General features: G+C 52.6%; 18 protein-coding genes and 1 other annotated feature. Of the genes, 12 read left to right on the forward strand and 6 right to left on the reverse strand.

Annotated features, from left to right (window positions below; genetic code table 11):
• Positions 1 to 5: 5 nt before the first annotated feature.
• The 3 genes from ACGTIC_RS01825 to ACGTIC_RS01835 form a co-directional block, all read right to left on the reverse strand.
• On the reverse strand, positions 6 to 1,187 hold the full coding sequence (locus ACGTIC_RS01825; protein WP_236699651.1) for a M20 family metallopeptidase: 1,182 nt from the start codon (positions 1,185 to 1,187) through the stop codon (positions 6 to 8).
• A gap of 63 nt (positions 1,188 to 1,250) precedes the next feature.
• Positions 1,251 to 1,465, reverse strand: a binding site (T-box leader).
• Positions 1,466 to 1,549: 84 nt separating this feature from the next.
• Positions 1,550 to 2,737, reverse strand: coding sequence for a M20 family metallopeptidase (locus tag ACGTIC_RS01830; RefSeq protein ID WP_113855222.1), 1,188 nt, complete (start codon positions 2,735 to 2,737; stop codon positions 1,550 to 1,552).
• Between the two features lie 49 nt (positions 2,738 to 2,786).
• The gene (locus ACGTIC_RS01835) at positions 2,787 to 4,664 is read right to left on the reverse strand and encodes a sigma-54-dependent Fis family transcriptional regulator (RefSeq protein ID WP_113855223.1); all 1,878 of its coding nucleotides are present in this window, start codon (positions 4,662 to 4,664) and stop codon (positions 2,787 to 2,789) included.
• Between the two features lie 202 nt (positions 4,665 to 4,866).
• Here ACGTIC_RS01835 and iorA (ACGTIC_RS01840) point away from each other — a divergent pair, with 202 nt between their 5' ends.
• The 8 genes from iorA (ACGTIC_RS01840) to fucO all read left to right on the forward strand — a co-directional run bounded on the left by iorA (ACGTIC_RS01840) (position 4,867) and on the right by fucO (position 15,601).
• Positions 4,867 to 6,648 (forward strand): indolepyruvate ferredoxin oxidoreductase subunit alpha, encoded by a 1,782-nt coding sequence (gene iorA / locus ACGTIC_RS01840; protein ID WP_257536612.1) that lies wholly within the window; start codon positions 4,867 to 4,869, stop codon positions 6,646 to 6,648.
• A gap of 2 nt (positions 6,649 to 6,650) precedes the next feature.
• Complete coding sequence (locus ACGTIC_RS01845) at positions 6,651 to 7,229, forward strand: indolepyruvate oxidoreductase subunit beta (protein WP_113855225.1); 579 nt, start codon at positions 6,651 to 6,653, stop codon at positions 7,227 to 7,229.
• The gene (locus ACGTIC_RS01850; protein WP_113855226.1) at positions 7,226 to 8,419 is read left to right on the forward strand and encodes an MFS transporter; all 1,194 of its coding nucleotides are present in this window, start codon (positions 7,226 to 7,228) and stop codon (positions 8,417 to 8,419) included. The genes ACGTIC_RS01845 and ACGTIC_RS01850 overlap by 4 nt, the downstream gene beginning before the upstream one ends.
• A gap of 181 nt (positions 8,420 to 8,600) precedes the next feature.
• Positions 8,601 to 9,785, forward strand: coding sequence for a pyridoxal phosphate-dependent aminotransferase (locus ACGTIC_RS01855; protein WP_059076280.1), 1,185 nt, complete (start codon positions 8,601 to 8,603; stop codon positions 9,783 to 9,785).
• 53 nt (positions 9,786 to 9,838) lie between these two features.
• A complete protein-coding gene (locus ACGTIC_RS01860; protein ID WP_075581736.1) occupies positions 9,839 to 11,176 on the forward strand; it encodes an acetyl-CoA hydrolase/transferase family protein in 1,338 nt (445 codons plus the stop codon).
• A complete protein-coding gene (locus ACGTIC_RS01865) occupies positions 11,173 to 11,880 on the forward strand; it encodes a B3/4 domain-containing protein (protein ID WP_059076282.1) in 708 nt (235 codons plus the stop codon). The genes ACGTIC_RS01860 and ACGTIC_RS01865 overlap by 4 nt, the downstream gene beginning before the upstream one ends.
• 358 nt (positions 11,881 to 12,238) lie before the next feature.
• Positions 12,239 to 14,194 (forward strand): sigma-54-dependent Fis family transcriptional regulator, encoded by a 1,956-nt coding sequence (locus ACGTIC_RS01870; RefSeq protein ID WP_113855227.1) that lies wholly within the window; start codon positions 12,239 to 12,241, stop codon positions 14,192 to 14,194.
• Positions 14,195 to 14,449: 255 nt separating this feature from the next.
• Positions 14,450 to 15,601 (forward strand): lactaldehyde reductase, encoded by a 1,152-nt coding sequence (gene fucO, locus ACGTIC_RS01875; protein WP_113855228.1) that lies wholly within the window; start codon positions 14,450 to 14,452, stop codon positions 15,599 to 15,601.
• Positions 15,602 to 15,657: 56 nt separating this feature from the next.
• Here fucO and ACGTIC_RS01880 read toward each other — a convergent pair whose 3' ends face one another.
• Positions 15,658 to 17,532 (reverse strand): sigma-54-dependent Fis family transcriptional regulator, encoded by a 1,875-nt coding sequence (locus ACGTIC_RS01880; RefSeq protein WP_113855229.1) that lies wholly within the window; start codon positions 17,530 to 17,532, stop codon positions 15,658 to 15,660.
• A 235-nt stretch (positions 17,533 to 17,767) separates the two neighbouring features.
• On the opposite strand from ACGTIC_RS01880, the gene iorA (ACGTIC_RS01885) reads away from it, so the two are divergent.
• The 4 genes from iorA (ACGTIC_RS01885) to ACGTIC_RS01900 all read left to right on the forward strand — a co-directional run bounded on the left by iorA (ACGTIC_RS01885) (position 17,768) and on the right by ACGTIC_RS01900 (position 23,357).
• The gene (iorA, locus tag ACGTIC_RS01885) at positions 17,768 to 19,549 is read left to right on the forward strand and encodes an indolepyruvate ferredoxin oxidoreductase subunit alpha (RefSeq protein ID WP_113855230.1); all 1,782 of its coding nucleotides are present in this window, start codon (positions 17,768 to 17,770) and stop codon (positions 19,547 to 19,549) included.
• Positions 19,549 to 20,139 carry an indolepyruvate oxidoreductase subunit beta gene (locus ACGTIC_RS01890; RefSeq protein WP_059076288.1) on the forward strand — a complete coding sequence of 197 codons (591 nt, stop codon included), beginning with the start codon at positions 19,549 to 19,551 and terminating at the stop codon, positions 20,137 to 20,139. Before iorA (ACGTIC_RS01885) ends, ACGTIC_RS01890 begins: the two co-directional genes overlap by 1 nt.
• Before the next feature lie 275 nt (positions 20,140 to 20,414).
• Positions 20,415 to 21,572 (forward strand): M20 family metallopeptidase, encoded by a 1,158-nt coding sequence (locus ACGTIC_RS01895; protein ID WP_257536613.1) that lies wholly within the window; start codon positions 20,415 to 20,417, stop codon positions 21,570 to 21,572.
• Between the two features lie 135 nt (positions 21,573 to 21,707).
• Positions 21,708 to 23,357 carry an RNA-binding domain-containing protein gene (locus ACGTIC_RS01900; protein WP_257536614.1) on the forward strand — a complete coding sequence of 550 codons (1,650 nt, stop codon included), beginning with the start codon at positions 21,708 to 21,710 and terminating at the stop codon, positions 23,355 to 23,357.
• Between the two features lie 121 nt (positions 23,358 to 23,478).
• Here the strand turns inward: ACGTIC_RS01900 and ACGTIC_RS01905 are convergent, their stop codons facing one another.
• Positions 23,479 to 24,876 (reverse strand): VWA-like domain-containing protein, encoded by a 1,398-nt coding sequence (locus ACGTIC_RS01905; RefSeq protein ID WP_113855232.1) that lies wholly within the window; start codon positions 24,874 to 24,876, stop codon positions 23,479 to 23,481.
• Entirely contained in the window at positions 24,876 to 25,703 is an 828-nt protein-coding gene (locus ACGTIC_RS01910) for a hypothetical protein (RefSeq protein WP_113855233.1), read from the reverse strand. The genes ACGTIC_RS01905 and ACGTIC_RS01910 overlap by 1 nt, the downstream gene beginning before the upstream one ends.
• Between the last annotated feature and the right edge of the window lie 86 nt (positions 25,704 to 25,789).

Below are 25,789 nucleotides of genomic sequence, written 5' to 3' on the forward strand. Positions count from 1 at the left end.
CCTTTTTATAGTGTATTGGCTGCTTTCAGGTATACGGAAAGCATATATTCCAAGGCCAGGGGCAGGCCTTTTTCGTCATACAGGTAGAATTTGGGGTTGTGATGCGGTGTCAGTTCGTGGGTACCGGTCGGATCGCCCATGCCGAACCAGGCGACGGCTGCCGGTTTCTGTTCGCTGAAATAGCCGAAGTCTTCAGCACCCAGACTGGGCGGGCAGTCGATGACCGTGATGCCTATAGCGCCAGCCGCGTCCTGCATGATAGAGACACAGGAGGCATCGTTTTTGCAGGCCGGATAGCCATATACCATGGTGGTCTTGACTTCACACTGATGGGCGGCGCAGATGCTGTTGCCCAGCCGTTCGATTTCTTCCATGACTGACTGGCGCAGATCCGTATCGAGGACGCGTACGCAGCCGCCCATGCTGACCGTTTCGGGGATGACGTTGGCTACGCCTTCGACGCCGCAGTGGAGATAGCTGACCGAGACGGTGCAATTGGCCAGAGGGTCACATTTCAGGGCCGGAATGAGGGCGATATCGTTTACCAGTTCCGACGCTGCAAAGATAGGGTTGTTGGCCTTGTGGGGGAATCCGCCGTGGCCGCCTTTGCCGCGGATCTTGAAGTCGTATGTACCGACAGCGGCAAAACGGACGCCGTCGTGGATATCGATCTGGCCGAGCGGGGCCGATGCGTTGACATGGATGGCGAACATGTAATCAATGTGGTCCATGATACCGTCTTTGACCAGCTGCTGGGCACCGCCGGGAAGGAATTCTTCACCCTGTTCGAAGACAAAATAGACTGTGCCGCGGACGAGTTCGCGGTGACGGGCCAATGTTTCGGCAACGGCCATGAGGATAGAGGCGTGGGCATCGTGGCCGCAGGCGTGCATGACGCCGGGATTGGTGCTCTTGTAGGGAAGATCATTCGTTTCCGTGAGGCCCAGGGCATCGAAATCAGCGCGCAGTCCGATAGACGGGCCGGGCTGGCTGCCTTTGAGGAAGCCGACCGTACTGTTGCCCGTAATGCCCGGCATCAGTTCGATACCGGCCTTTGTCAGATGGTCCCGGATCCAGGCTGCCGTATTCGTTTCCTGGAAGGACAGTTCCGGGTGGGCATGGAGATAGCGGCGGTTCTTTATAATCTGGTCACCATATTCTTCTACAAGTTTTTTTACGTCTGTCATAGGAATCACTCTCTTTCTGTAATATAACAATAGCATGATGATGGTAACAAAAAAGGGCGGTACGTGAGGGACGAAATATATCCGCGGTACCACCCTGTTAATCTAAAATATTTAGATCAGCTCTTGCGCTCTGTAACGGGAGCTTGCCGGCCAGGCCTACTCACGGTTCAGCCAGGCAGTTCAGGAATGTACTTCATATGACCGTCCCTGCTGTCTTGCACCAGGCGGCAGCTCTCTGGAAAGTCCAGTCATACTACTCTTTCCTTCATTACTTTTTGCAATCACCTTAAATTTTTAAAATGTGATATATCTAAATTATACTGAAAAAATCTTTTCTGTCAAGATACATGTCTATCCTGACATTACATCAGCTCCTGCAGAGCCGTTTCGTAGACTGTGAGCATATATTCCAGTGCCAGGGGAAGCCCCTTTTCGTCATCGATATAGAAACAGGGATTGTGATGGGACGTGGGGGCGATGGCGCCGGTCGGATCGGCCATGCCGAGTTTGGCGATGCCCGCCGGTTTCTTCTGGGCATAATAGGCAAAGTCTTCGGCACCGAGAACGGGCGGGTTGTCGAGGACCGTAAGGCCCATGGATGCGGCGGCTTTGCGGAATATGTCATTGCATGTGGCATCGATTGTATTCGCCGGATAACCATAGACCAGGCTTACATCGCACTGGCACTGGTGAGCGGCACAGATGGCTTTGGCCAGGCGTTCGATTTCTTTCATGACGAAGTCGCGCAGATCCGTATTGAGGACGCGGGCATTGCCACCCATGCTGACCCGTTCGGGAATGACGTTGGCTACGCCGTCTACACCGCACTGGAAATAGCTCACAGAGACAGTGCAGTTTTCCAGGGGATCGCATTTCAGGGCTGGAATCAGATTGATGGCGCTGACCAGTTCGGCTGCGGGAATGACCGGGTTGTTGGCCTTGTGAGGGAAGCCGCCGTGGCCGCCTTTACCGGTGATTTTGATGTCGTAGGTACCGACGGCGGCTTCGCGGACGCCGGCGGCGACATCGACAGTGCCTACCTTTTCGAGGGCTGCGGCATGCCAGGCAAACATATAGTCAATGCGGTCCATGATGCCGTCTTTGACCAGCTGCTGGGCGCCGCCGGGGAGAAATTCTTCCCCCTGCTGGAATACGAAATAGATAGTGCCGTGGACGAGTTCCCGGTGAGAGGCAAAGATTTCGGCCATGGCCATGAGGACTGCCGTATGGGCATCGTGGCCGCAGGCGTGCATGATGCCGGGATGGGTGCTCTTGTAGGGCAGGTCATTCATTTCCGTAAGACCTAAAGCATCGATATCGGCGCGGAATCCGATGGACGGACCAGGCTGTGTTCCTTTGAGGACGCCGACCGTGCTGTTGCCCGTAATACCAGACAGGGTGGGAATGCCAATGGCTGCCAGATGGTCCCGGATCCATTGGGCTGTATTCGTTTCATGGAAGGATAATTCCGGATGGGCGTGGAGATACCGCCGGTTTTTGATGACTTCTGCTGCATAGGCTGCAGCTAATTTTTTCATTGTTCCAGACATGACAAACTGCCTCCTTTTTTACCGTAAGTATACTACGAATAGATATATTTTACGATTCTTTTTTTAGTTTATTGTATAAAGCCTGACGGCTGATGCCGAGGATGCGCGCCGCCTGGGTATGGCTGCACCCTTGTTCGATGAGCCCGTGGATGAGCGACTGCTGCAATGTATCCTGCAGCCCTTTGAGGTCGATATGCAGCGTATCGGCATCGCGACGGGTCCAGCCGTGGCCGGCCTGGTCAAAAAGGTAGCCGTATGACGGGTCTCCCTGTTCACCGTAGAGATGATACCGCAGGGCAACGCTGTATAGTTCCCGTATATTGCCCCACCAGCGATGTTTTTCCAGGACCGGGCGCAGGGCATCGGGAATCTCGACGGCATGGCCGGTCAACCGTTCCAGGAATATGGAGAATAAGTAAAAAATATCCGATGGCCGTTCGTTGAGAGACGGCAGGTCGAGCGTCAGAGGATTGAGGCGGAAATAGAGATCGCGGCGGAAGCGCCCCGATTCGATCTGGGGGATGATATCGGCATTGCTGGCGGAGATGATGCGGATATCGAGGGGAATGACATAATCCGACCCGATGCGCATGACCTGCCGCGTTTCCAGGACGCGCAGCAGCTTGGACTGGATATTGGCGGACATACTATTGATTTCGTCGAGGAAAATCGTGCCGGTGTGGGCCAGCTCGAAGAGGCCGGCTTTCCCTTCTTTGCGGGCTCCCGTAAAAGATCCGCCTTCGTAGCCGAAAAGTTCGCTCTCCAGCAGTTCAGGTGGCAGGGCAGCGCAGTTCACGGCGACGAAAGGGCCGCTGCGCCGCGGGCTGGCATTGTGGATGCTCTGGGCAAAGAGTTCTTTGCCGGTGCCGCTTTCTCCCTGGATGAGGACCGGCGCATTGTAAGCCGCCATGATTTTTGCCGTGGCGATGCAGCGTTTCATGGCCTTATCCCTGGTCAGGATATCGCTGAAGGTGTGGCGGGCCGTGAGCCCTGTCCGGGACAGTTTATAGCGGACATTTTTTTCCAGGCGCTGCAGTTCCGTGACGTCGCGGATATTGAGGATGAAATACGGCTTGTCGTTGAGCGTGAACGGCCGCGTCGTGGCTACCAGCGTGTATGGCGGACAGTGCAGGATGCGGTTCTGGAAAAAGGGCGGTTTTTTGAAGGCTTCATCCAGATCGGGAAACATATGCTGGATCGTATCGGGTGTCCTGGGGAATTTCAGGAAATGGTGTGCCTTGGGATTAAAATGAGTGATATTCCCCTTTTTATCATAGATGATGATGCCTTCGTCTACGTTGTTCAGTACGGAAGACAGAAGGGAAATCTGATTCTGTTCGCGCCGGTTCAAAAGTACCAGGTCATGGGCGTACTGGTAGGCCGACAAGATGGCCGATTCACCGGGCGTAATGGGAAAGACTGGCAGCCGTGTGTGCGTAAGAATCGGCATGACCAGACAGCTGACGATAGCCGTACCTGGTGATTCCGGAATGGCATCGGCCAGGGCTCCCAGCGTCTCAGGGGAGATATCGGCACTATAGGGATGAATGACCATCTTACTGCGGATTTCCGGCCAGCACATAGCCTCGTTGAAAATGACATGCTGGCTGAGAAACAGGTGGATTTTTTCATAATTCTCTACCTGATGGAGCGTATAGAGAATATCACTGGTCGAATAATGCAGGCACAGTACGGGGATATCCCGGATGGCCTGGGACAATTCGTAGTATGGTCCGGTGTGGGTAATGATGACCTGGGCTCCCTGCTCTACGAGGTGACGGCCCTGTTCGAAGCGGTTGGGGAAATCGAGGACAGCTACCTTCGTGGGGATGTAATTTTTTTGTTCTGCCACAGAAGCCTGACGGAGGACTGCTTCTATTTCTTCCTTCAGAGTTTCGTCGGCTGCGAGAAAATAAATAGATTCCATAACATACCTCCTGATTTCTTCTATCATAGGAAAATTGTAAAGGTGTGTCAATAAATATATACAAATTAATTTGGAAAAACGAAAGAAATACAAAGAAATGGGGATATATCACCATTATTTAAGTTGGCATATATCTTTCATATATATTGCCGACAGATGTATAGTACCCCATAACTGAAAAAGACATGTATGAGGAGGTATCATGATGAAAAAATTAATATCAGGTGATGAAGCCCTGGCACGGGGCCTGTATGAAGCCGGTGTCACCTTTGCTTCGGCCTATCCGGGCACGCCGAGCACGGAAATCCTGGAGAATGCAGCTAAATATGAAGAAATCGATGCCGAATGGGCACCGAATGAAAAGACAGCTATGGAAGCGGCTATCGGAGCTTCTGTTTCCGGTGTACGGTCCTTTGCGGCTATGAAAATGGTCGGTCTCAACGTAGCGGCCGATCCACTTTTTACCTACGCTTATCTCCATGTCAATGGCGGCTTTGTCTTTGTATCGGCCGATGACCCGGGCATGCATTCGTCCCAGAACGAACAGGATAACCGCAATTATGCCAAATTCGCCAAAATATGCATGTTTGAACCGTCCAATTCCCAGGAAGCCAAGGACATGACTAAAGAAGCCTATGCCGTCAGCGAACGGTTCCATACGCCGGTCATGATCCGCATGACGACCCGTGTCTGCCATTCCAAGAGTCTCGTAGAAGAAGGGGCCCGTGTAGAAGTGCCGGCTGTACCCTATGTAAAACAGCCGGAAAAAATGGATCCCGTACCGGCTATTTCCCGCGTGCGCCGCGTCGTCATCGAACAGAGGGAGAAAGATCTGGCAGCGTATTCCGAAACCTGTCCCTGGAATGTAGAAGAAGCAGGTCATACAAATATGGGCATCATCACATCCGGTGCCGCCTACAACTATGTAAAAGAAGTATTTGGCGACAGCGTATCGGTCCTGAAAATCGGCTTTTCTTATCCCCTTCCCATGAATAAAATCCGTGCCTTTGCGGAAAAAGTAGATACCCTGTATGTCGTGGAAGAACTGGACTCTTTTATGGAAGACCAGATCAAGGCTGCGGGTATTCCATGCCATGGACATGATATCATCCCCAATATAGGCGAACTCAACCCGGATATCGTACAGAAAGCACTGACGGGTACAGGAAATGATGGAGTATCTGTTCCAGAAGAATTCATCGTCCCCCGTCCGCCTGTCCTTTGCGCCGGCTGCCCTCACCGGGGCTTTGCCTTTGAACTGGCCAAACGTAAGAATACAGTCATGCTCGGCGATATCGGCTGCTATGGCCTGTGCGGTGCTCCCCCGCTGAATGCCAAGGATATGGGCCTCAATATGGGTGCTGTCTTTTCAATGGGACATGGCATGGTACACGGCTTTGCCCGGAGTGGTCAGCAAAAGCGCGTCGTCGGCTATATGGGCGACTCTACCTTCTTCCACAGCGGTATCAATGCTCTCATGGAAGTCTCCTATAATAAATCCAATACGATCTGTGTCATCCTCGACAACCGCACGACGGGCATGACGGGCCATCAGGAAAATCCCGGCACGGGCTATAATCTGAAAGAAGAAATCACGACCATGCTAGACATTGAAACCATCGTCCGGGCCCTGGGCATCCGGAACGTCCGTACAGTCAATCCCCAGAATCTGACGGCTATGAAAGAAACGCTGGACTGGGCTTTTGCCATTACGGATGAACCGGTAGTCATCATCACCAAATGGCCATGTGCCCTGAAGAAACTTACGCCTTTTGATAAGAAAGAATTTACTATAGAAAAAGCCGTATACGGAGTGGTGGAAGATGCGTGTATCGGCTGCCGCAAATGCCTTACGACAGGATGCCCGGCCCTGCGCTTTGACAAGGAAACGAAAAAATCCAGTATCTCTCCGGCAGACTGCAACGGCTGTTCTGTCTGTGCCCAGGTCTGCCCGGTACAGGCTATCGTAAAGAAAGGGGAATAATCATGAACGATGTAAAAAGCATACTCCTCGTCGGTGTCGGCGGGCAGGGGACGATTCTGGCCAGCAAGATTCTCACCCAGGGTCTCATAGAAAATGGATACGATGTCAAAATGAGCGAAGTCCACGGCATGAGCCAGCGCAGTGGTAGTGTCAGCACCCAGGTACGGTTCGGTGTGAAAGTCTACTCCCCTATCATCGGGGAAGGGACGGCGGATATCCTCGTTTCCTTTGAAGAAATGGAAGCTGCCCGGTATGCTCATTTTCTGAAAAAAGATGGCAAGGCCGTCGTCAATACGTACCGTATCCCGTCCATGCCAATCCTGACCGGTAATCAGGACTATCCCGATGATATCATCGGCATGCTCCGCCAGCGCGTGTCGACGATGGCTCTCGATGCGACGGGGATTGCAGAAAAAGTGGGAAATCCCAAGAGTGCCAATGTCGTTTTGCTGGGAGCCCTGGTCAAAGCCATGGGGCTGACTGATATCGATTGGGACCCGATCATTGCCAAGACAGTTAAACCGGTTTTCATTGACGTAAACCGCAAAGCCTTCGCCGCCGGTATGGCAGCGGTAGGATGACGGCGCTTATCATACAGCAGAAACAGAGACGCTGGGCCTACCTGGTTCTCAGCGTCTTTCTCCTGCTGTTCCTCGGACTCATTTATGCTTGGTCTGTATTCCGCATACCGTTGGAACAGGAATTTGGTTGGTCTAAGAGCGGGACATCGCTCACCTTTTCCATCTCTATGGTCATGTTCTGCCTGGGCGGTCTCATATCAGGCGTCCTGACAGCCCGCAAGGGCATGAGGATAACTCTCGTCCTGGCGGCGCTCCTCCTCGTCTCCGGGTTCGGGCTGGCCTCGCAGATTACATCCCTCATGGGCATATACCTGACGTACGGCGGCATGGCCGGTCTCGGTGTGGGTCTCGGTTATAATGCGGCCATCAGCACCATCATGCGCTGGTTTCCGGACAAACAGGGCCTCGTCTCAGGCATTGCTCTCATGGGATTTGGATTTGGTGCTATGATACTCGGCACGGCTGGAGCCTCACTGATTAGCCTTGCCGGCTGGCGTATGACCTTTCTCCTCATCGCCGCGTCTTATGCCGTCGTCATCGCCCTGGCCGTTGTTATCCTTCGGCCGCCTGATGCAGACTTTACGGCAGCTCTGTCGGGCGCTCTCCCCCAAGGAAAAGAGGCACGGGAAGAAATCGGCTGGCAGGATATGCTCCGCCGCCAATCGTTCTGGTTGTTTTTTCTCTGGGCCATCCTCCTGAGTGCGGCCGGCCTTTCCATCATCAATATTTCTGCCGGGTATGCCGGGACTTTCGTAGGTGGAAATCTCACACAGGCAGCAGCTATTGCCGGTGTCATTTCTATCGCCAATGGCGCGGGCCGCGTACTGGCGGGGCAGCTCTTTGACAGCAAGGGCTGCAAAGTCACTATGTATACCGTCTCTGTGGTCTATCTGGCAGCGGCTGCTGCCCTTGCCGGTGCCGATGTGAGCCACAGCCAGCCTGTCCTTCTGACAGCCTTTGTCCTTACGGGCTTGGCCTATGGCGCCTGTCCGCCGACGGGGTCTGCCTTTGCTGCCTCATTCTATGGCTCCCGGAATTATGGCATGAATTTCAGTATCGTCAATCTCAATCTTATCGGCGCTTCGACCCTCGGCCCCATGTTTGCCAATGGCACGCCCATGATGGCTTTTATCATCATCGCCATACTGGCCGTTATCGGAGTTGTCATTACGACGGCAATCCGCCGCTAACCAGTGACAGGCAGCAGATGGATGAATCGGAAGGCTCCAGCTGTACTCCCTTCTCTCACCGTTCCGGCCTTTGCCGGGATGATGCTTTCCGGTTTGTCTGTGTGCTGCCTGTTGAAACAAATGCACTGCAGGGGTAACCTGTGGTACAATATAGGTATTCATCATAAAGGAGTGATTTTCTATGGCAAATAAAGAAATGTATGCACTGGGTTCCCAGGGTTCGGCTATCCGCGAACTGTTTGCGTACGGACAGGCCCAGGCCACCAAGGTAGGCAAAGAAAATGTATTTGATTTCAGTATCGGCAATCCGACTGTACCGGCCCCTTCGTGCATCCGGGAATCGATTGAACATATCCTGGCTACACGGGAATCAGCCGCTATCCACGGCTATACGGCCGCTGCCGGGGATCTGGCCGTTCGCAAAGGACTGGCAGACTATATGAATCAGACCTATGATGCCGGCGTTGGGGCCGATAATTTCTACATGACCTGCGGGGCTGCAGCATCACTGACCATTTCTCTTAAAGCTATCGTCGAAGATCCTGATGATGAAATCATCGTCGTCGCACCTTTCTTCCCGGAATATACAGTCTTTATTGCCAATGCTGGCGCCAAAAAAGTCATGCTGCCTCCTGATACGGATCACTTCCAGATTAAACTGGACGAACTGGAAGCTGCTATCACCCCCCATACGCGGGCTCTCATCGTCAACTCGCCGAATAACCCGGCAGGTACGGTCTATTCGCGGGAAACGATGGAAAAAGTGGCAGCCATCCTGACTAAGAAGAGTGCCGAAATCGGCCATACCATCTACCTTATTTCCGATGAACCGTACCGGGAAATCACCTACGACGGTCTGGAAATCCTCTATATGCCGGCTATTTATCCCGATACGCTCGTATGCTATTCGTACAGCAAATCCCTGAGCCTTCCCGGCGAACGTATCGGCTACATCCTCGTACCGGATTCTGTATCGGACAAAGACGTGTATCCTGCCGTCTGTGGAGCCGGCCGGTCCATGGGCTTCGTCTGCGCGCCTCATCTCTTCCAGGATGTCGTCCTCCAGTGCCTGGGCAAGACCAGCGATATGAGCATCTACGATGACAATCGCAAGCTCCTGTACAATGGCCTGAAAGATATGGGTTATGATTGCGTCTATCCCCAGGGGGCCTTCTATCTCTTCGTCAAATCACCGGAACCGGATGCCAAGGCATTTTCCGACAAGGCCAAGGCCCTGAACCTGCTCATCGTACCGGCAGACAGCTTCGGTTGCCCGGGTTACGTCCGCGTCTCTTACTGCGTCGAAGCTGATATGATCCGCCGCAGCTTTGCCGCCTTCCAGAAGCTCATCGACCAGTATAAATAATGGTGGCGCCGATGGGCCGGGAATTTTGAAATTTTCTTAAAGGAGTCTTACTCTTGAATCCATTCGAAATATATCAGGAAAAACTGCACACTCCCGAAGAGGCAGTGCATCTCGTCCAGTCCGGCGACTGGGTCGATTATAGCCAGACCTGTTCCTTTCCGGCGGCTCTCGATGCGGCTCTGGCGGCACGGCGGGATGAGCTCACTGACGTGAAGGTGCGCCACGCCATATCGATGCGCCCTGTCCAGATAGTAGAACAGGACCCGCAGCGGCAGGCCTTTACATACAACCTCTGGCACTGCTCGGGACTGGATCGTAAGTATATCGATACGGGACGGGCTTTCTTCTCGCCTATGATGTTCCGCTTCTGCGGCTCCTATTACAGCCGCGGCCAGGCGCCGGTCAACGTGGCCATGGTGACCGTATCGCCCATGGACCGCTATGGCAATTTCAGCTATGGCCTGACTAACTGCTGTATGCAGGAAATGCTCGATGCGGCTGACCGGATTATCCTGGAAGTCAATCCCCATATGCCTTTTATATACGGTATGGCAGATGATCACATCAATATCCGCGACGTTGATGCTGTCGTTGAAAATGATCAGCCTCTGAGCGAAGCCCCAAGCCGGGGAGCCAGTGAACTGGATAAGCAGATTGCCGCCCAGATTTTTCCCTTCATCCACGATGGAGACACACTGCAACTCGGCATCGGCGGTATGCCCAATGCCCTGGGGTCGCTCATTGCCGGGTCAGACCTCAGGGACCTGGGCATGCATACAGAACTCATGAGCGATGGCTACCTCGACCTGTATAAGGCCGGCAAGATCACCAATAAGCGTAAGACCCTGCAGAAGGGAAAGGGCGTATTTTCCATCTGCAGCGGATCGAAGGAACTCTATGAGTTCCTCGACCACAATATTGACATTCTGTCGGCGCCCATGCATTATGTCAACGACCCGGAAACGATTCGTCAGCTGGACCATTTCGTTTCCATCAATGGCTGCATTGCCTGCGACCTCTACGGCCAGGTCAGCTCCGAATCGGCGGGGACGCGGCAGATCAGTGGGACCGGCGGCCAGCTTGATTTCGTCACCGGTGCCTATACGGCAGAACACGGCCGGACCTTCCTGGCCATGGCGTCGAGCCGGGTGGACAAGAAAGGCGTCCGCCATTCCAATATCGTACCATGCTTTACCGGCGGTGACATCATCACGACGCCGCGGGCACAGACCATGTACATCGTCACCGAATACGGGGCGGTCAATCTGGCCGGACTTACGACGTGGCAACGGGCAGAAAAACTGATCGGTATCGCTCATCCCGATTTCCGGGACGAACTCATCAAAGCCGCAGAACAACAGAAAATCTGGAGGAACAGTAACAAGAAATGAAATTTATCGTAGAAGACCGCATTTTTGAAAACGTACCTGATTTATATATCGGTGTCGTCGCCGTTAAAGGCGTAGATAACAGCAAATCCTATCCGCAGATTGAAGCCATGCTGGACGAATCCATCGCTGCAGCACAGCAGAAATTCGACGGTGTCAAAGTCAAGACATCGCCGGACATCGTGCCCTATCGCGAAGCGTTCCGCACGCTGGGCCTCAACCCAAACCGCTTCCCCTGCTCTGTCGAAGCCATGTTCAACCGCATCAGCAAAGGCAAGGGGATGCCCCATATCAATCCGCTGGTGGACCTGAACAATGCCCTGTCATTGAAGTATACCATCCCCATGGGGACCCATGACCTGGGCCGGTCGCCGGAAGATATGGAAATGCGTTACGCCCGGGAAGGCGACCATTTCCTGCCTTTCGGGGAAACGGAAGAAGAAGCGCCCGGTGAAGACGAAGTCGTCTACGCCGTCGGCCATGAAGTCCGCACGCGCCGCTGGACCTGGCGCCAGAGCGAACACGGAAAAATCACGGCTGATACGAGCTATGTGTTCTTCCCTATCGACGGATTCGTCGATTTCAATAAAGACCGGGTTGATGCGGTCATCGCCGAACTGTCGGACATCCTGAAAAACGTCTTCGGATGCCCTGTCGTAAGCGGCGTCGTCACCAAAGACCATCCGTCTGTTGATGTGACCTTATAATTTGTCCATTTAGATAGGACGGCCAGCAGAATGCCTGTCAGAGGCCTGCTGGCCGCTTTTTTTGTCAAAGAGAGCAAAGAAATTTTACATATTATGGTATGGAGCGGCGGGAATACAAACCAGAAAGAGGATACTACTCCCGATTGTGTCGGTTTTATATTTTGGCATAACTGTTTCATATACTTGAAATGTACATAGCATTACCTGATATACGATTGCGCCGCCTGCTTCCTGTGTGCGCCCAGGTCTGCCCGGTCAGAGCTATCGTTACAAAAGAATGGTAAACCCATAGAAAAATGACTCCTGTCATGGTACTCTTATAGGCAGGAGTTATTTTTTTACTGGGAGGTAAGGCTGTATGGATAATGAACAACGGAAACGAATCTGGCAGCGGTTCATGGAAGACGGGACCCTGGACCCGCGCCTGCCGCCTCTTGTCGCCCGGTCATGGCAGGAATGCCGGTGCCGCGGTGTCGATCCCTGGCGGCGCAGCAGTACGACCGCCGATCCGGGGAAATGGCAGCAGATCCTGCAGCGCAGCCGTCTCCTTCTGCAGACGGCTGGTCCCATCATGCAGTCCGTCCATGAAATCATCCGCGATTCCCATTTCCTGCTGGCACTGACCGATGAAAAAGGCTATGTCCTGTCTACCATCGGCGATGATGCCATCCTGGCCCGTTCAGAAAATATCCTCTTCCGCCGGGGCTCGGTGTGGCGCAACGATCAGGTAGGGACTAATGCGCCGGGCATCGCCCTGGAATATAATCAGCCCGTCCAGCTCATCGGTGCCGAACATTACTGTGCCGACCAGCACGGCTGGACCTGCTCTGCTGCCCCTATCCACGGCGTAGACGGAGCGGTCATCGGCAGCCTCGACTTATCGGGCAGTGCCGGAGCCGCCCATCCTCATACGCTGGCACTGGTCGTAGCCTGCGCGTTCAGTATCGAACGGACGCTCATCAGCTACCATCAGAGTCATTTCATGCGGGCCGCTGCTAACGGTATCCGCGAATCGATTCTGCTGCTGAATGACAAACTGGAACTGCGCTGGGCCAATGCCACGGCCCAGCGGGAACTGGGCTTGTCCCAGGCCCGTCTGGCCGGACTCGACTTCCATCAGGTTATGCCCCAGGTCGATTGGGACATGACCGATGATGCCCACCGCCATGCCCCGCTGTATATTGATGACCTGCGCGTCGTCCTGCCCGGAAATGTACGCCGGTTCAGTGCGACCATCTCCCAGACTGCCGACGCGACAGGCCGGACCTATACGGTTATCCTGCGACGGCAGGAACACCTCTTCCGTTCAGTCAATCGCGTGTCGGGCAATCAGGCCGCCTATACCTTTGGCGATATCTATGCGGCCGATCCCCTGATGAAACAGGTCATCGACCGGGCGCGCCAGTATGCCCGCTATGATGGCAGCGTCCTCATCGAAGGCGAAAGCGGTACGGGCAAAGAACTGTTTGCCCAGGCCATCCACTCGGGCAGCAGCCGGGCTGACGGCCCCTTTGTCGCCGTCAACTGTGCTTCCCTGCCGCGGGATCTCATGGAAAGCGAACTGTTCGGTTATGAAAAAGGCGCCTTTACCGGAGCTCTCCGGGAGGGAAATCCGGGAAAATTCGAGCTGGCCGACCATGGCACCCTGTTTCTCGACGAAATCGGGGAAATGCCTATCGAATTCCAGGCCAAACTGCTGCGTGCCGTAGAGACATTGCGCATCCGCCGTATCGGCGGTAAAGAAGAGAAAAAACTGGATGTACGGGTCATCGCCGCGACAAACCGCCATCTCGAACAGGAAGTAGGACGGGGAGCTTTCCGGGGCGATCTCTACTACCGGCTCAACGTCCTGCGTCTCGACATCCCGCCCCTGCGCCAGCGGCCCGGCGATATCGCCTGTTGTACAGACCGGTTCCTGGCCCGGTTTAACAAACGATATCCCAGCCGGCAGCGCCACCTGGCTCCCGATGCCATGCCGGCGCTTTTGGCCTATGACTGGCCTGGTAACGTGCGGGAATTGCAGAATGCCCTGGAACGAGCCTTTTATACCAGCAGTGGTCCGGCTATTACGGCATCAGACTTTCATCTGCCTTCATCACAGCATGATGCCCTATCGCCATCGTCTCCCCTTTCTCCGGAATCTCCGGCGGAAGCTGCTTCGTATGAACGAGCTGAATGCCTGCACTATCTCGAAGAAGCCCGGGGCTGCGTCGAACAGGCGGCGTCTGCCATGGGCGTCAGCCGGGCCACCTTTTACCGCCTGTGCCGTCACTATGGCATCGTGCCGAAACAGATCCGCCGGCAATTTCACTAAGTATCAAAAATCTCATTTATATCAAAATATATCACCGGTTTCTTGAGAAAAATAAGAATAATGAGACAAAATAACCTCGCAGGGTTCGCGTATTCACCTGACGAGGTTTTTTTGCAGACTCTTCAACGCCGCCAATAGGGCATCCTTCCGGGATATGGCAGACAGATGGCTCCTGATTTCTTTATTTGGCATAGAAATTCCATATAAATAAGCAAAATCTGGTATTACCTATGTTAAAAGGAGGAACAACTTATTATGGCAAATAAGATTACATTGAATGAAACATCGTATTTTGGCAAAGGTGCCATTAACGAAATCGTAACAGAAGTCAAAAACCGCGGCTGCCAGCATGTCGTCGTCATCACCGACAAGGACCTCATGAAATTTAAAGTAGCGACGAAAATCACAGACCTGTTCGATGGGGCCGGCATTGCCTATACCGTTTACGATCATATCAAACCGAACCCGACCATCCAGAATGTACAGGAAGGCGTCGAATTCTGCAAGCAGGCTAAAGCTGATATCATCGTAGCCGTCGGCGGCGGTGCTGCCATGGATACATCCAAGGCCATTGCCATCATCCTCACCAATCCGGAATTTGCCGACGTACGCAGCCTCGAAGGGGCATCGCCGACGAAAAACAAATGTCTGCCCATCATTGCCGTTTCTACGACCAGCGGCACGGCAGCCGAAGTAACCATCAACTACGTCATTACTGACCCGGAAAAATACCGTAAATTCGTCTGCTGTGACCCCCACGATATCCCTATCGTAGCCGTCATCGACCCTGATATGGTCGCATCGATGCCGAAGAAACTCTGTGCCGCTACCGGCATGGACGCTCTCGTACACGCTATCGAAGGCTATATTACAAAGAACGCCTGGGAAATGACCGATATGATGCATCTCAAAGCCATTGAAATCATCAGCAAATGGCTTCGTAAATCCGTCGAAGGCGACATGAAAGCCCGTGAAGAAATGGCCCTCGGCCAGTATATCGCCGGCATGGGATTCTCCAACGTCGGCCTCGGCATCGATCACTCCATGGCCCATCCCCTCAGTGCCTTCTATGACATTCCTCACGGTGTAGCTTGTGCTATCCTCCTGGCACCGGTCCTCACCTTCAATGCTGAAGCAACGGGCGAACGCTACCGTGAAGTAGCCCGTGCCATGGGCGTCGCCGGTGTCGATGACATGAGCCAGGAAGAATACCGCAAGGCTGCTATCGATGCCTGCCAGAAACTGGCCGATGATGTCGGAATTCCCCGTAAATTATCTGACCTGGGCGTACAGGAAAAAGACATCGACTTCCTTGCCGACTCTGCCATGGCCGATGCTTGCACACCGGGCAATCCTCGTGATGTAGAAAAATCCCAGATCGTCGCTCTCTACAAATCCATTCTTTAATGAATCAGCTAAAAAAACCGCCCTGCATGTATCGCGTGCAGGGCGGTTTTTGACTGTCATTTCTTCATCTTGTTGAATACGGTCTGGCGGGAGACGTTCAGGAGTCTGGCTATGTCTGTCTGGGTATAGCCTTTGTCGGATAGTTCCTGTATGAGGATTTGTTCGATGGTCGTTTCCAGGTTTTTCATATTGAGGGACAGGGAACCCGTATCAAGGAGCTGCGGTGTCTGTTCTTCCTCTGTCGTGTCGAACAGGTATTGGTAGGACGAATCACCGGTATCGCCATAGATATGGTATCGCAGGGCTACGCTGTACAGTTCCCGGATATTTCCCCACCAGTGATGATGGGTGAGTATTTTTTTCAGTGTCTGTGGGACCGGGACCGAGGTGCCGGAGATGGTATTGAGAAAATAGGAGAACAGGTACGGGATATCCGATGGTCTGTCGTTGAGGGGGGGCAGGGTCAGGCGCAGGGTGTTGATGCGGAAGAAGAGGTCCCGCCGGAATGTCCCCTTGCGGACCGACTGGATGATATCGGCATTGCTGGCCGAGATGATGCGGATGTCGAGGGGAATGACGTAGTCTGACCCCAGGCGCATGACCTGTTTTGTTTCCAGGACGCGCAGCAGTTTGGACTGGATGTCTTGAGGCATGCTGTTGATTTCATCGAGGAAAATCGTGCCATTGTGGGCGATTTCAAAGAGGCCGGCCTTGCCTTCTTTGCGGGCTCCTGTGAAGGTGCCTCCTACGTAGCCGAACAGTTCACTTTCGAGGATATCCGGTGGCAGGGCGGCACAGTTGATGGCGACGAAGGGGCCGTTGCGCCGGGGACTGGCGTTGTGGATGCTCTGGGCAAAGAGTTCTTTGCCGGTGCCGCTTTTCCCTTGTATGAGGATAGGTGCATTGTAAGAGGCCATGGTGGCAGCACGACGGATCAGCGTCTGCAGGGCCGGGTCGGTCGTCTTGATATCGGAGAAATGATGGCTGGCCGTGAGGCCTGTCCGGGAGAGTTTGTAACGGATATTTTTTTCCATCCGCTGCAGTTCGGTCACGTCACGCAGAGTGAGGATATACTGTTTTTCCTTATCCATGAGGAATACGTCCGAATTGGCTACCAGGGTATAAGGCGGCCGCTGGATGATTTTTTCTTTGAACGATGGCTGGCTCCCCTCCTGCCAGTCCGGGAAAATATCGCGTATGTTCCGCGTATTGGGCGGCAGGGACAGGAAAGCCCGGGCCTGACGGTTGATATGAGAAATGACGCCTCCTGTGGAATACAGGATGATGCCGTCGGTCACGTGGGACAGGATGGAGGCCAGGAGAGAAAGCTGGCGGCGGTCTTTCTTATTGAAGGCAATGAGTTCCAGGGCATACTGGTATACGGACAGGATGGTCGATTCGCTGGGCCGGATGGGATAAATCGGCATGGGGCTGTTCCGGGCAATCTGGGGCAGCAGAGTGCAGCCGACGATGGCCGTATCGGGTGTGACGGGGAGTTTCTGTACCATTTTCAACAATTTATGATAGGTTGGTTCGATTCCGTACGGTGGATGGACAATCAGGCGCTGGCGTACGTCCGGCGGGCAGGCGCTGATATTGAAGATGAAATGTTTATTCAGGAACAAATGGATTTTCTGGCAGTGGATATCCCGGAGAGTATACAGGACATCATTTGTCGAGCTGTACAGGCAGAGGATGGGAATATCGTCGATGGCATTGGACAATATCTGGTAGGACCCGCTGTTGGTGATGATGACTCGGGCTCCTTTGCGGATCATAGCGCGGGCCTGGTACAGCAGACGGGGGAAATCGATGATTTCAATCCTGATGGCGACGTGATGTGTATTGAAGCTCTCCTGATAGGACCACAAGGTCTGTTCTATCATACGTTCCTGTACGGTATCGGCGATTAAAAAATAGATGGTATCCATAGTCGGCCTCCTTTTCTTTGTACTAGTGTATACCGGAATAGAACAACTGTAAATGTCTGATGTAAAAGACGACAAAAATATTTAACATTCCGTACAAATACCAGATTGGCCGGATGGTGACAAAGCGCATTTGCAGGGCATTTTGCCAGCTATAGTATCTGGCACGGTTATTCCATGTACAGTAGTGTAATGCAGTCATTTAGTTTACGTTCTAAAAAGGACGGGAGGTCTATACATGAAAAAATTACTTTCTGGTAATGAAGCGATTGCCCGCGGGCTCTATGAAGCAGGCGTCAGCTTTGCATCAGCTTACCCGGGTACGCCGAGTACAGAAATCCTGGAAAACGTAGCCAGGTACGATGAAATCTACTCCGAATGGGCACCGAATGAAAAGGTTGCCGTCGAAGCGGCTATCGGGGCATCCATGGGCGGTGTCCGGTCATTTGCAGCGATGAAGATGGTCGGCCTCAACGTAGCGGCTGATCCGATGTTTACTTTTGCCTATCAGGGAATCAACGGCGGCATGGCCTTCGTCAATGCCGATGACCCGGGCATGCATTCCTCACAGAACGAACAGGATAACCGCCGCTATGCCAAGGCGATGAAAATTTGTATGCTCGAACCGGCTGATTCACAGGAATGTCTCGATATGACCCGGGCAGCTTATGAAATCAGCGAAAAATACGGATCGCCGGTCATGATCCGCCTGACGACCCGGGTGGACCATTCCAAGAGCCTGGTCGAACTGGGTGAACGGAAGGAAGTCCCGGCTGTTCCCTATGTCAAACAACGGGACCGCCTCGATGATGTGCCGGCCGTTTCCAAGCAGCGCCGCTATGTCATTGAAGAACGGGAAAAACAGCTGAAGGAATATTCGGAAAATTCTCCTTTCAACTATGAAGAAATGCACGATACGAAAATCGGGATCGTCGCATCCGGCGTGGCTTATATGTATGCCAAAGAAGTGCTGGGAGACAAGGCGTCGTACCTGAAAATCGGCTTTTCCTATCCTCTGCCGATTGAAAAAATCCGTGCTTTTTCCAAAAAAGTAGATACATTGTATGTCGTCGAAGAACTGGATCCGGTCATGGAAGAACAGATAAAAGCGGCCGGCATCGACTGTCACGGCAAGGATGTCATCCCAAATATTGATGAACTCAATCCCAATATCGTGGCTACGGGCATCCTGGGTAAGGGTTTCCCCAGCAAGACTGTTCCCGATGGCCTGTTTGTCCCCCGTCCGCCTGCTCTTTGTGCTGGCTGTCCTCACCGGGGATTCTTCTATGAACTGGGCAAGCGCAAAGATACGGTCATGGTCGGCGATATCGGCTGTTATGCCCTGGGCGGGTCGGAACCGCTCAATGCCAAGGATCTAGGTGGCTGCATGGGCAGTGCCTTCTCTATCGGCCACGGCATGAGCCACGCCTTCTCCAAGAGCGGCCAGCAGAAACGGGTCGTCGCCTGCATGGGCGATTCTACCTTTTTCCATACGGGCATCAATTCTCTCACGGAAGTATCGTACAATAAATCCAATACAATCTGCGTCATTCTAGATAACCGGATTACCGGCATGACCGGGCACCAGGACAACCCCGGTTCGGGCTACAATATCAAAGGCGAACCGACGACGCTCATCGATGTGGAACGGGTCGTCCACGCCTTGGGACTGAAGAACGTCCGCACGGTCAATCCCAACAACCTGGCCGATATGAAAGCAACCCTCGATTGGGCCTATTCTCTGGAAAATGAACCGGTAGTCATCATCACCAGATGGCCGTGTGTACTCAAGAAATTCTCCCAGGAAGATGCGGAAGAATTCAATCTGGATCATACGCCATGCGTCGTCGATGAAGAAAAATGCATCGGCTGCAAGAAGTGCATGACCACAGGCTGTCCGGCACTGCGCTTCAATCTGAAAGATAAGAAATCGGAAATCGTCGAAAGCGACTGCGTTGGCTGCCGCGTATGCGCACAGGTCTGCCCGGTCAAGGCTATCAGCAGAAAGGGGTATAAATAATGAGTGATGTAACGAATGTACTGCTCGTCGGTGTCGGCGGACAAGGAACTATTCTGGCCAGTAAAATCCTGACCATGGGTCTCATAGAAAACGGATATGATGTAAAAATGTCGGAAGTACATGGCATGAGCCAGCGTGGCGGCAGCGTCAGCACCCAGGTCCGCTTCGGGAAAAAGGTCTACTCTCCGATTATTGGGGAAGGCATGGCAGATATCCTCGTCGCCTTTGAAGAAATGGAAGCGGCCCGCTATGCCAAATTCCTGAAACCCGATGGCAAGATGGTCATCAACCGGCTCTGCATCCCGTCCCTGCCGGTCCTCTCCGGTCAGGTTGCCTATCCGGAACACATTATTGAATCACTGAAAAAAGATTTCCCTGTACTCGACCTCGATGCTACCCGCATTGCTACGGAAATCGGCAATCCCAAGAGTGCCAACGTCGTACTCCTGGGGGCTCTCGTCCAGGCACTGGGCCTGACCAACCTGGACTGGTCGGACTTTATTTCCCGTACGGTCAAACCGAAATTCGTCGATGTCAATCTCAAGGCCTTCCAGAAAGGCCGCGAAGCCGTCGCAGGCGGGGAAAGATAGTGACCAGTAATTAGTTTGCAGGGAAAATAATCCGGCAGTGTCAGATCAGAGACAGGGGCTGTACCCCAATGGCTGAAAAGCTCATTAGGGTACAGCCCCGTTTTACGCGCAGAAACGGCAAAGCCCTACTGACCACCAGCCGTTAGCTGCTGACTGCTAACGGCTGGCCTTCCCCGGCCAGCGGTCTTTCCTCTGCAAACTCGGGACTGCAAACTATCTTTTTCCGGACCTTATGCTATGATATAGGGGAACATGGTATAAAGGAGTGATATACAATGGAAGATATACGGAAACAGATTGCTGTCTATATAGATGGGCACCGCGACGCCATGATAGATTTCTGGCGGCAGCTGGTACAGATAGAAAGCGGTTCAGCCAATAAGGCCGGTGTCGATGCCGTGGCGCACCGGGTACAGGAAGAACTGGATACGATTGGGGCCTATACGGAAATCCACGAAATGAAACGGGCCGGCAATATGCTCGTGTCGGCCCTGAATGAAGACGTACCGGAAGCCCCGGTTCTCCTCTTGGGACACATGGATACGGTATTCCCTGATGGTACCGTAGCAGCCCGGCCGTTTACCCTGCGGGATGGCAAGGCCTATGGTCCCGGTGTCCTCGATATGAAAGGCGGCGTAACCATTGCCGTATTTGCCATGAAAGCATTGAAAGAAGCGGGCTGGGCCAAACGACCGGTCCGCCTCGTCCTGGCCGGTGATGAAGAGGTAGGCCACTGCGATTCTGACTGCGACCAGCAGATCATGGAACAAGCCCGGGGAGCCGTAGCTGCCTTTAACTGCGAAAGCGGCCGTCTGGGAAATGAAGTTGTCGTCCAGCGCAAAGGGGCACTGACCTATCGCATGGATGTCACCGGTATTGCGGCTCATGCAGGAAATGAACCGGAAAAAGGCCGCAGTGCTATCCTGGAAATGGCTCACAAGGTCATTGCTATCCAGAATCTGACGGATTGGCAACAGGGAACGACCTATAATGTAGGTGTCATTTCCGGCGGTACCGTAGCCAATGCCGTCCCGGATACGGCATCTATCCTCATCGATGTCCGCTATCTCAAGAAAGAGTATGTCCTCAATATTGAAGCAAAATTACAGGACGTAGCCCATACGACCTATGTCAATGGGACAAAGACATCTCTGACACAGCTTTCGTGCTGCATTCCCATGGAACGAATGGCCGGGACTGATGGTCTGCTGGCCAAAGTCCAGGAGGCTTATGCGTCTTTCGGTATGCCCCGCCCCAGCGGTATCATCGTCGGTGGCGGATCTGACTCGGCCTATACCGTAGCGGCCGGCGTGCCGACCATCTGCGCTATGGGTGTCGAAGGCAGCCGTCATCACAGTCCGGAAGAATACGCCAGCGTAGAATTACTGTATGCCCGCGCCAAAGCCCTGGCATACGTCGTGACCATGGTCTGATAATGTAGATTTCATAGGGAAAAACGGCATTTCAACACACCCCTTAATAGACCCTAACGCACATGTGCGTTAGGGTCTATTGATTCTAACGCACGTGTGTGTTAAAATCAATGCAAAGGATGTGATACGATGTGTATGTTTCCCACCAAAGAAAGCTTGACCGTAGAATTTAAAAGCGACAGAAATTGTTTATCTGATAACGATATTATTGATGTTGTTGTAGCTTTTGCCAATACAGAAGGTGGTGATCTGTATCTTGGTATAGAGGATGATGGCACAATAACAGGTCTTCATCCTAAACATCGGGATATCACTCGTCTTACCGCCTTCATTGCCAATAAAACAGTTCCTCCAGTCAGCACACGTGCGACAATACTTCATGATGGGCAATGTGATGTTTTGAAGTTAAGCGTTCCCCGATATACCTCGATTGTAGCAAGTGCCACCGGAAAAATACAAAAACGTCGGTTAAAAGCAGATCATACACCAGAAAATGTTCCTTTATATCCCTATGAAATTCCTCAGCGGCTTTCCAGTTTGTCTTTATTGGATTTCTCTGCGCAACCGTTGCCTGACTCAACCCGGGATGATTTGAGCGCTGCTGAACGGGAACGGTTGCGCCATATCATTCGTACCTATCATGGAGAGTCCGCACTTTTGGAGCTAGATGATCTGGAGCTGGATAAAGCTCTTCGGCTTGTCACAAAAATAAGCGAAGGCTATGTTCCTACTGTCACCGGAATGTTGCTCATTGGTCGTGCAGAGCGCCTGCAGGAACTTATCCCTACAGCGGAATCATCTATACAAATTATGGATAATGCCCAACTTCGTGTCAACGAAACTTTTACTCTTCCTCTGCTGGCCAGTATTGAAAAAATTAATACGTACTTTCTTTCTATTAATCAGGAAGAGGAAATTGATGTTGGACTATTCCGTGTTCCCATTCCGCACTATGCTCCTCAGGCATTTCGTGAAGCGCTCATTAATGCGTATAGTCATCGGGATTATTCCATGCTGGGACGTGTCCGTGTCCTTATTGAACGCGATGGTATGACTATTGCTAATCCTGGTGGCTTTATCCAGGGCATTACTTATGATTCTCTGTTAGATGCTGAACCTCACGGTCGAAATCCCGTGCTTGCTGATTGTTTAAAACGCATTGGAATGGCCGAACGGTCTGGCCGGGGTATTGACCGCATCTATGCTGGCAGTTTGCGCTATGGCAAACTGCCACCAGACTACAGTCAATCTACTGATACTTCTGTGCGGCTTTATATCCCGGACAGTCGTCCTGATAAAAATTTTGTCCGCTTGCTCATAGAAGAACAAGAAAAACTAAACCGTGATTTTACCGTTTACGAACTCTTGATCCTTAATCTGTTGAAAACACATCACCGGATGTTACAAAAGGAAATAGCTGATGCTGCCGGAATTCCTTCATATAAGCTCCCAACTACGCTTGAATCGCTTGTAGAATCTGGTCTGATTGAGGCGATAGGCCGGGGAAAAAGTCGTGGATATTTTCTCAGTGCCCATCTATATCAGCGACAAGAGAACACCATTGGATATGTACGTCAAACTGACATCGATACAGTTCGTTACCCGGAACTCATCTTGAAGCTGGCTCAAAAGCAAGGACTGGTAACAAGATCAGATGTTGTCAAGCTTCTTCATGTTTCTCCGGCTCAGGCTTATCATTTACTTAATAAGTTAAAGAAAAACCATAAACTTATTTTAGAAGGGAGAGGAAAATATGCCCATTATAAGCCAGTGAATCGGAGATAGTCATGAAAATACTGAGGGAGAAATTGTATTTTAACACACACCTTAATACACCCTAACGCACATATGCGTTAGGGTGTATTAATTCTAACGCACGTGTGTGTTAAACGTCTGTTAAGGTGCATCAGGTAAAAGCGATGGGTTCCTGATTGTTCATGGAATAGCCGTCGTTATGGGGGTCATCCAGTTCGGAAAGGGTGATGTCTTCTTTTGTTTTCAATGGTTTGATAAGGCCCGGCGGATTGAGGAGAGACAAGGTCTTCCCCTTGCCTGACATAATCCAGAATACTTTATAGCCTCCCGGTTTGACTTCCAGACGCTCTTCTCCCTGTCCGTCGGTAAAGTAGATGAGCAGGTCGATTTTATGTTTGTTGGCATAGGCAAAGACCGGAGAAAAGGCCGTGCCGCCCCGATAGGGATAGCGTTCCTGCAAGTCGCGGACAGAACGGACGTGATAGACTTTTTTTATCTGATCATCGCATTCGATGACCGTGATTTCTACGCGCTGGGTCTGGACGATATGCAATACTTCTTCCATGGCCTGATGGAACTCGGCATCGCTGATGCTGCCGCTCACGTCGAGGGCGACGAGGATGCGCGCCTTATAATGATGGAGTTCTCCCCGCAGGTCGAGGCGGTACGGCTGGCGGCGGCTGAGCCGGGCCGTCGTGTGTTTGGTGCCGCACGACAACGTGCCGGCCATGCGGCGCAGGTACCAGTCCCAGGGCAGGGCCGGGTTTTCGCTTTTGATAGCGGCGATGGCACTGCTGAGATGAGATGGCAGATTGCCCTTATCGGCTTCGTCGAGATACTTTTCCGTAAATTTGACCATGGTCTGCGGATCGGAGGCGTCTGCCGTTTCCCACAAATCGTGGGCGTGGGCCGGGTCGAACTGGGGCTTGTCCGAATCGGTGACCTGGTCGGTCGTAGTCGTCTGGCTCTTTTCCTTCCATTCGAGGCCATGCTGGATTTGTTCGGCGTAATTTTCCAGTGTATCGTATGGCGTCAGATAGAGCTGATATTGGCCGTTGATGCGTTCAATTGTCACGCCGTCAGCCGGGACCGGGTCGAGGTACGTGTTGACGATGGCATCCATGGCCAGGTTGAGGGCCAGCTTGCTGTACGAACTGCGAAGGTCCCGGGCGCGCAGGAGATGGCGGAATACGATGTGCAGGATTTCGTGACGGATGGAACTGAGCATCTGTTCCGGTGTCTGTTCCAGAAACAGGAAGGGCTGGAAAAAAAGAACGTATTTCGTACCCCGGAAGGTGACTCCCGTAGGAGCTCGGAGCGTCAGATCCAGTTCTTTTCCCATCTGGAAAAAGAAGTAGCCGAAGAAATTATCTTCATCTTCCATGAGGGCGACGCTGAGGTGGCTGAGAAAGATAAAAAATTCGGCTTTGAGAGGCGCTGGAAGTTTACTGGCCCGGTCTTTGGGGTCAGGTAGAAAATAATAATCGTTGGCCCAGATTTCCAGACGATTGCGCAGGTCGAATGCCTGGTCTGCCAGTGTTGTATCCATTATGATTCCTCCCGGTTCTGTTTAAAACGAAGCCGTTCATCGACGGCAATCTGTTTAGTCCGGCAGCTGCCCTTGTGATAGATGAGGCGCAGTACATCGGCCGGCGTCCAGTGGTAGAGCTGCTTCAGCGCGCGGCAGCCGATGAGATTGCGGACGTATTTTTCCGGTACGTCAGTCCGGGCGAGGACCTGGCTGAGTACGGACCGGCATTCGTCTTCGCTGATGTGGACGGACGGTGGCAGCGTGGCCAGTACAGACACGTTGATGCCCAGGAAATGCAGGGCCTGGTCGTGGGTCAGATGCATGACAAAGCGCAGTGTCCGCGCGTCGCTGCCAATGGCCTGATCGGCAGCTTCTACCGTGGGAGACTCCATATAGCGCAACGCTTCCGGATTCTGTCGTACGGCAGCCAGCTGCACAGCTGGCGTGGGATCCTTGATATACTGCAGTGCTTCCCAGTTTTTTTCGATAGCGGCCAGTTGCAGTTCTTCGCTGGGATTTTTTGCGTAGCGGATAGCCCAGGCCGACTGTTTCAGTGCCAGACGGACCAGCGATTCTGGCGGATTCTTGATATAACTCAGATTATACCAGTTGGCTTTGATGGCCTTTTCGGCCAGTCCTGGAATGGGCTGGCGGATATAGCGGATAGCTTCAGGCTTATTGGCGATGGCGGCCTCTTGGATGGAGGCATCGGGCTGATCTATATACTGTATCATGAGGCCGTTTCCTTCTACGGCAGCCAGTTGCAGGCGCCGTGACGGATGGTCGATGTGGCGGATGGTCAGCGGATTTATTTTGATGAGTTCTAAATATTTTTCTTCGTCCATAATGTACCTGTCTGTAAAATAAAGATTTCATGCAGTACTATTATTGTACGAGGATTCTCCCTGTATTTCAAATACTTGGACCATCT

The organism is Megasphaera hexanoica, from assembly GCF_043520715.1.
Classification (GTDB): domain Bacteria; phylum Bacillota; class Negativicutes; order Veillonellales; family Megasphaeraceae; genus Megasphaera; species Megasphaera hexanoica.

What these genes read in the sequence shown, in the direction of transcription:
- fucO (WP_113855228.1), top strand. Translation starts at nt 14,450, where the DNA reads ATGGCAAATAAGATTACATTGAATGAAACATCGTATTTTGGCAAAGGT.
- ACGTIC_RS01880 (WP_113855229.1), bottom strand. Translation starts at nt 17,532, where the DNA reads ATGGATACCATCTATTTTTTAATCGCCGATACCGTACAGGAACGTATG.
- ACGTIC_RS01850 (WP_113855226.1), top strand. Translation starts at nt 7,226, where the DNA reads ATGACGGCGCTTATCATACAGCAGAAACAGAGACGCTGGGCCTACCTG.
- ACGTIC_RS01895 (WP_257536613.1), top strand. Translation starts at nt 20,415, where the DNA reads ATGGAAGATATACGGAAACAGATTGCTGTCTATATAGATGGGCACCGC.
- iorA (WP_113855230.1), top strand. Translation starts at nt 17,768, where the DNA reads ATGAAAAAATTACTTTCTGGTAATGAAGCGATTGCCCGCGGGCTCTAT.
- ACGTIC_RS01835 (WP_113855223.1), bottom strand. Translation starts at nt 4,664, where the DNA reads ATGGAATCTATTTATTTTCTCGCAGCCGACGAAACTCTGAAGGAAGAA.
- ACGTIC_RS01890 (WP_059076288.1), top strand. Translation starts at nt 19,549, where the DNA reads ATGAGTGATGTAACGAATGTACTGCTCGTCGGTGTCGGCGGACAAGGA.
- ACGTIC_RS01905 (WP_113855232.1), bottom strand. Translation starts at nt 24,876, where the DNA reads ATGGATACAACACTGGCAGACCAGGCATTCGACCTGCGCAATCGTCTG.
- ACGTIC_RS01910 (WP_113855233.1), bottom strand. Translation starts at nt 25,703, where the DNA reads ATGGACGAAGAAAAATATTTAGAACTCATCAAAATAAATCCGCTGACC.
- ACGTIC_RS01830 (WP_113855222.1), bottom strand. Translation starts at nt 2,737, where the DNA reads ATGTCTGGAACAATGAAAAAATTAGCTGCAGCCTATGCAGCAGAAGTC.
- ACGTIC_RS01845 (WP_113855225.1), top strand. Translation starts at nt 6,651, where the DNA reads ATGAACGATGTAAAAAGCATACTCCTCGTCGGTGTCGGCGGGCAGGGG.
- ACGTIC_RS01900 (WP_257536614.1), top strand. Translation starts at nt 21,708, where the DNA reads ATGTTTCCCACCAAAGAAAGCTTGACCGTAGAATTTAAAAGCGACAGA.
- iorA (WP_257536612.1), top strand. Translation starts at nt 4,867, where the DNA reads ATGATGAAAAAATTAATATCAGGTGATGAAGCCCTGGCACGGGGCCTG.
- ACGTIC_RS01825 (WP_236699651.1), bottom strand. Translation starts at nt 1,187, where the DNA reads ATGACAGACGTAAAAAAACTTGTAGAAGAATATGGTGACCAGATTATA.
- ACGTIC_RS01855 (WP_059076280.1), top strand. Translation starts at nt 8,601, where the DNA reads ATGGCAAATAAAGAAATGTATGCACTGGGTTCCCAGGGTTCGGCTATC.
- ACGTIC_RS01865 (WP_059076282.1), top strand. Translation starts at nt 11,173, where the DNA reads ATGAAATTTATCGTAGAAGACCGCATTTTTGAAAACGTACCTGATTTA.
- ACGTIC_RS01870 (WP_113855227.1), top strand. Translation starts at nt 12,239, where the DNA reads ATGGATAATGAACAACGGAAACGAATCTGGCAGCGGTTCATGGAAGAC.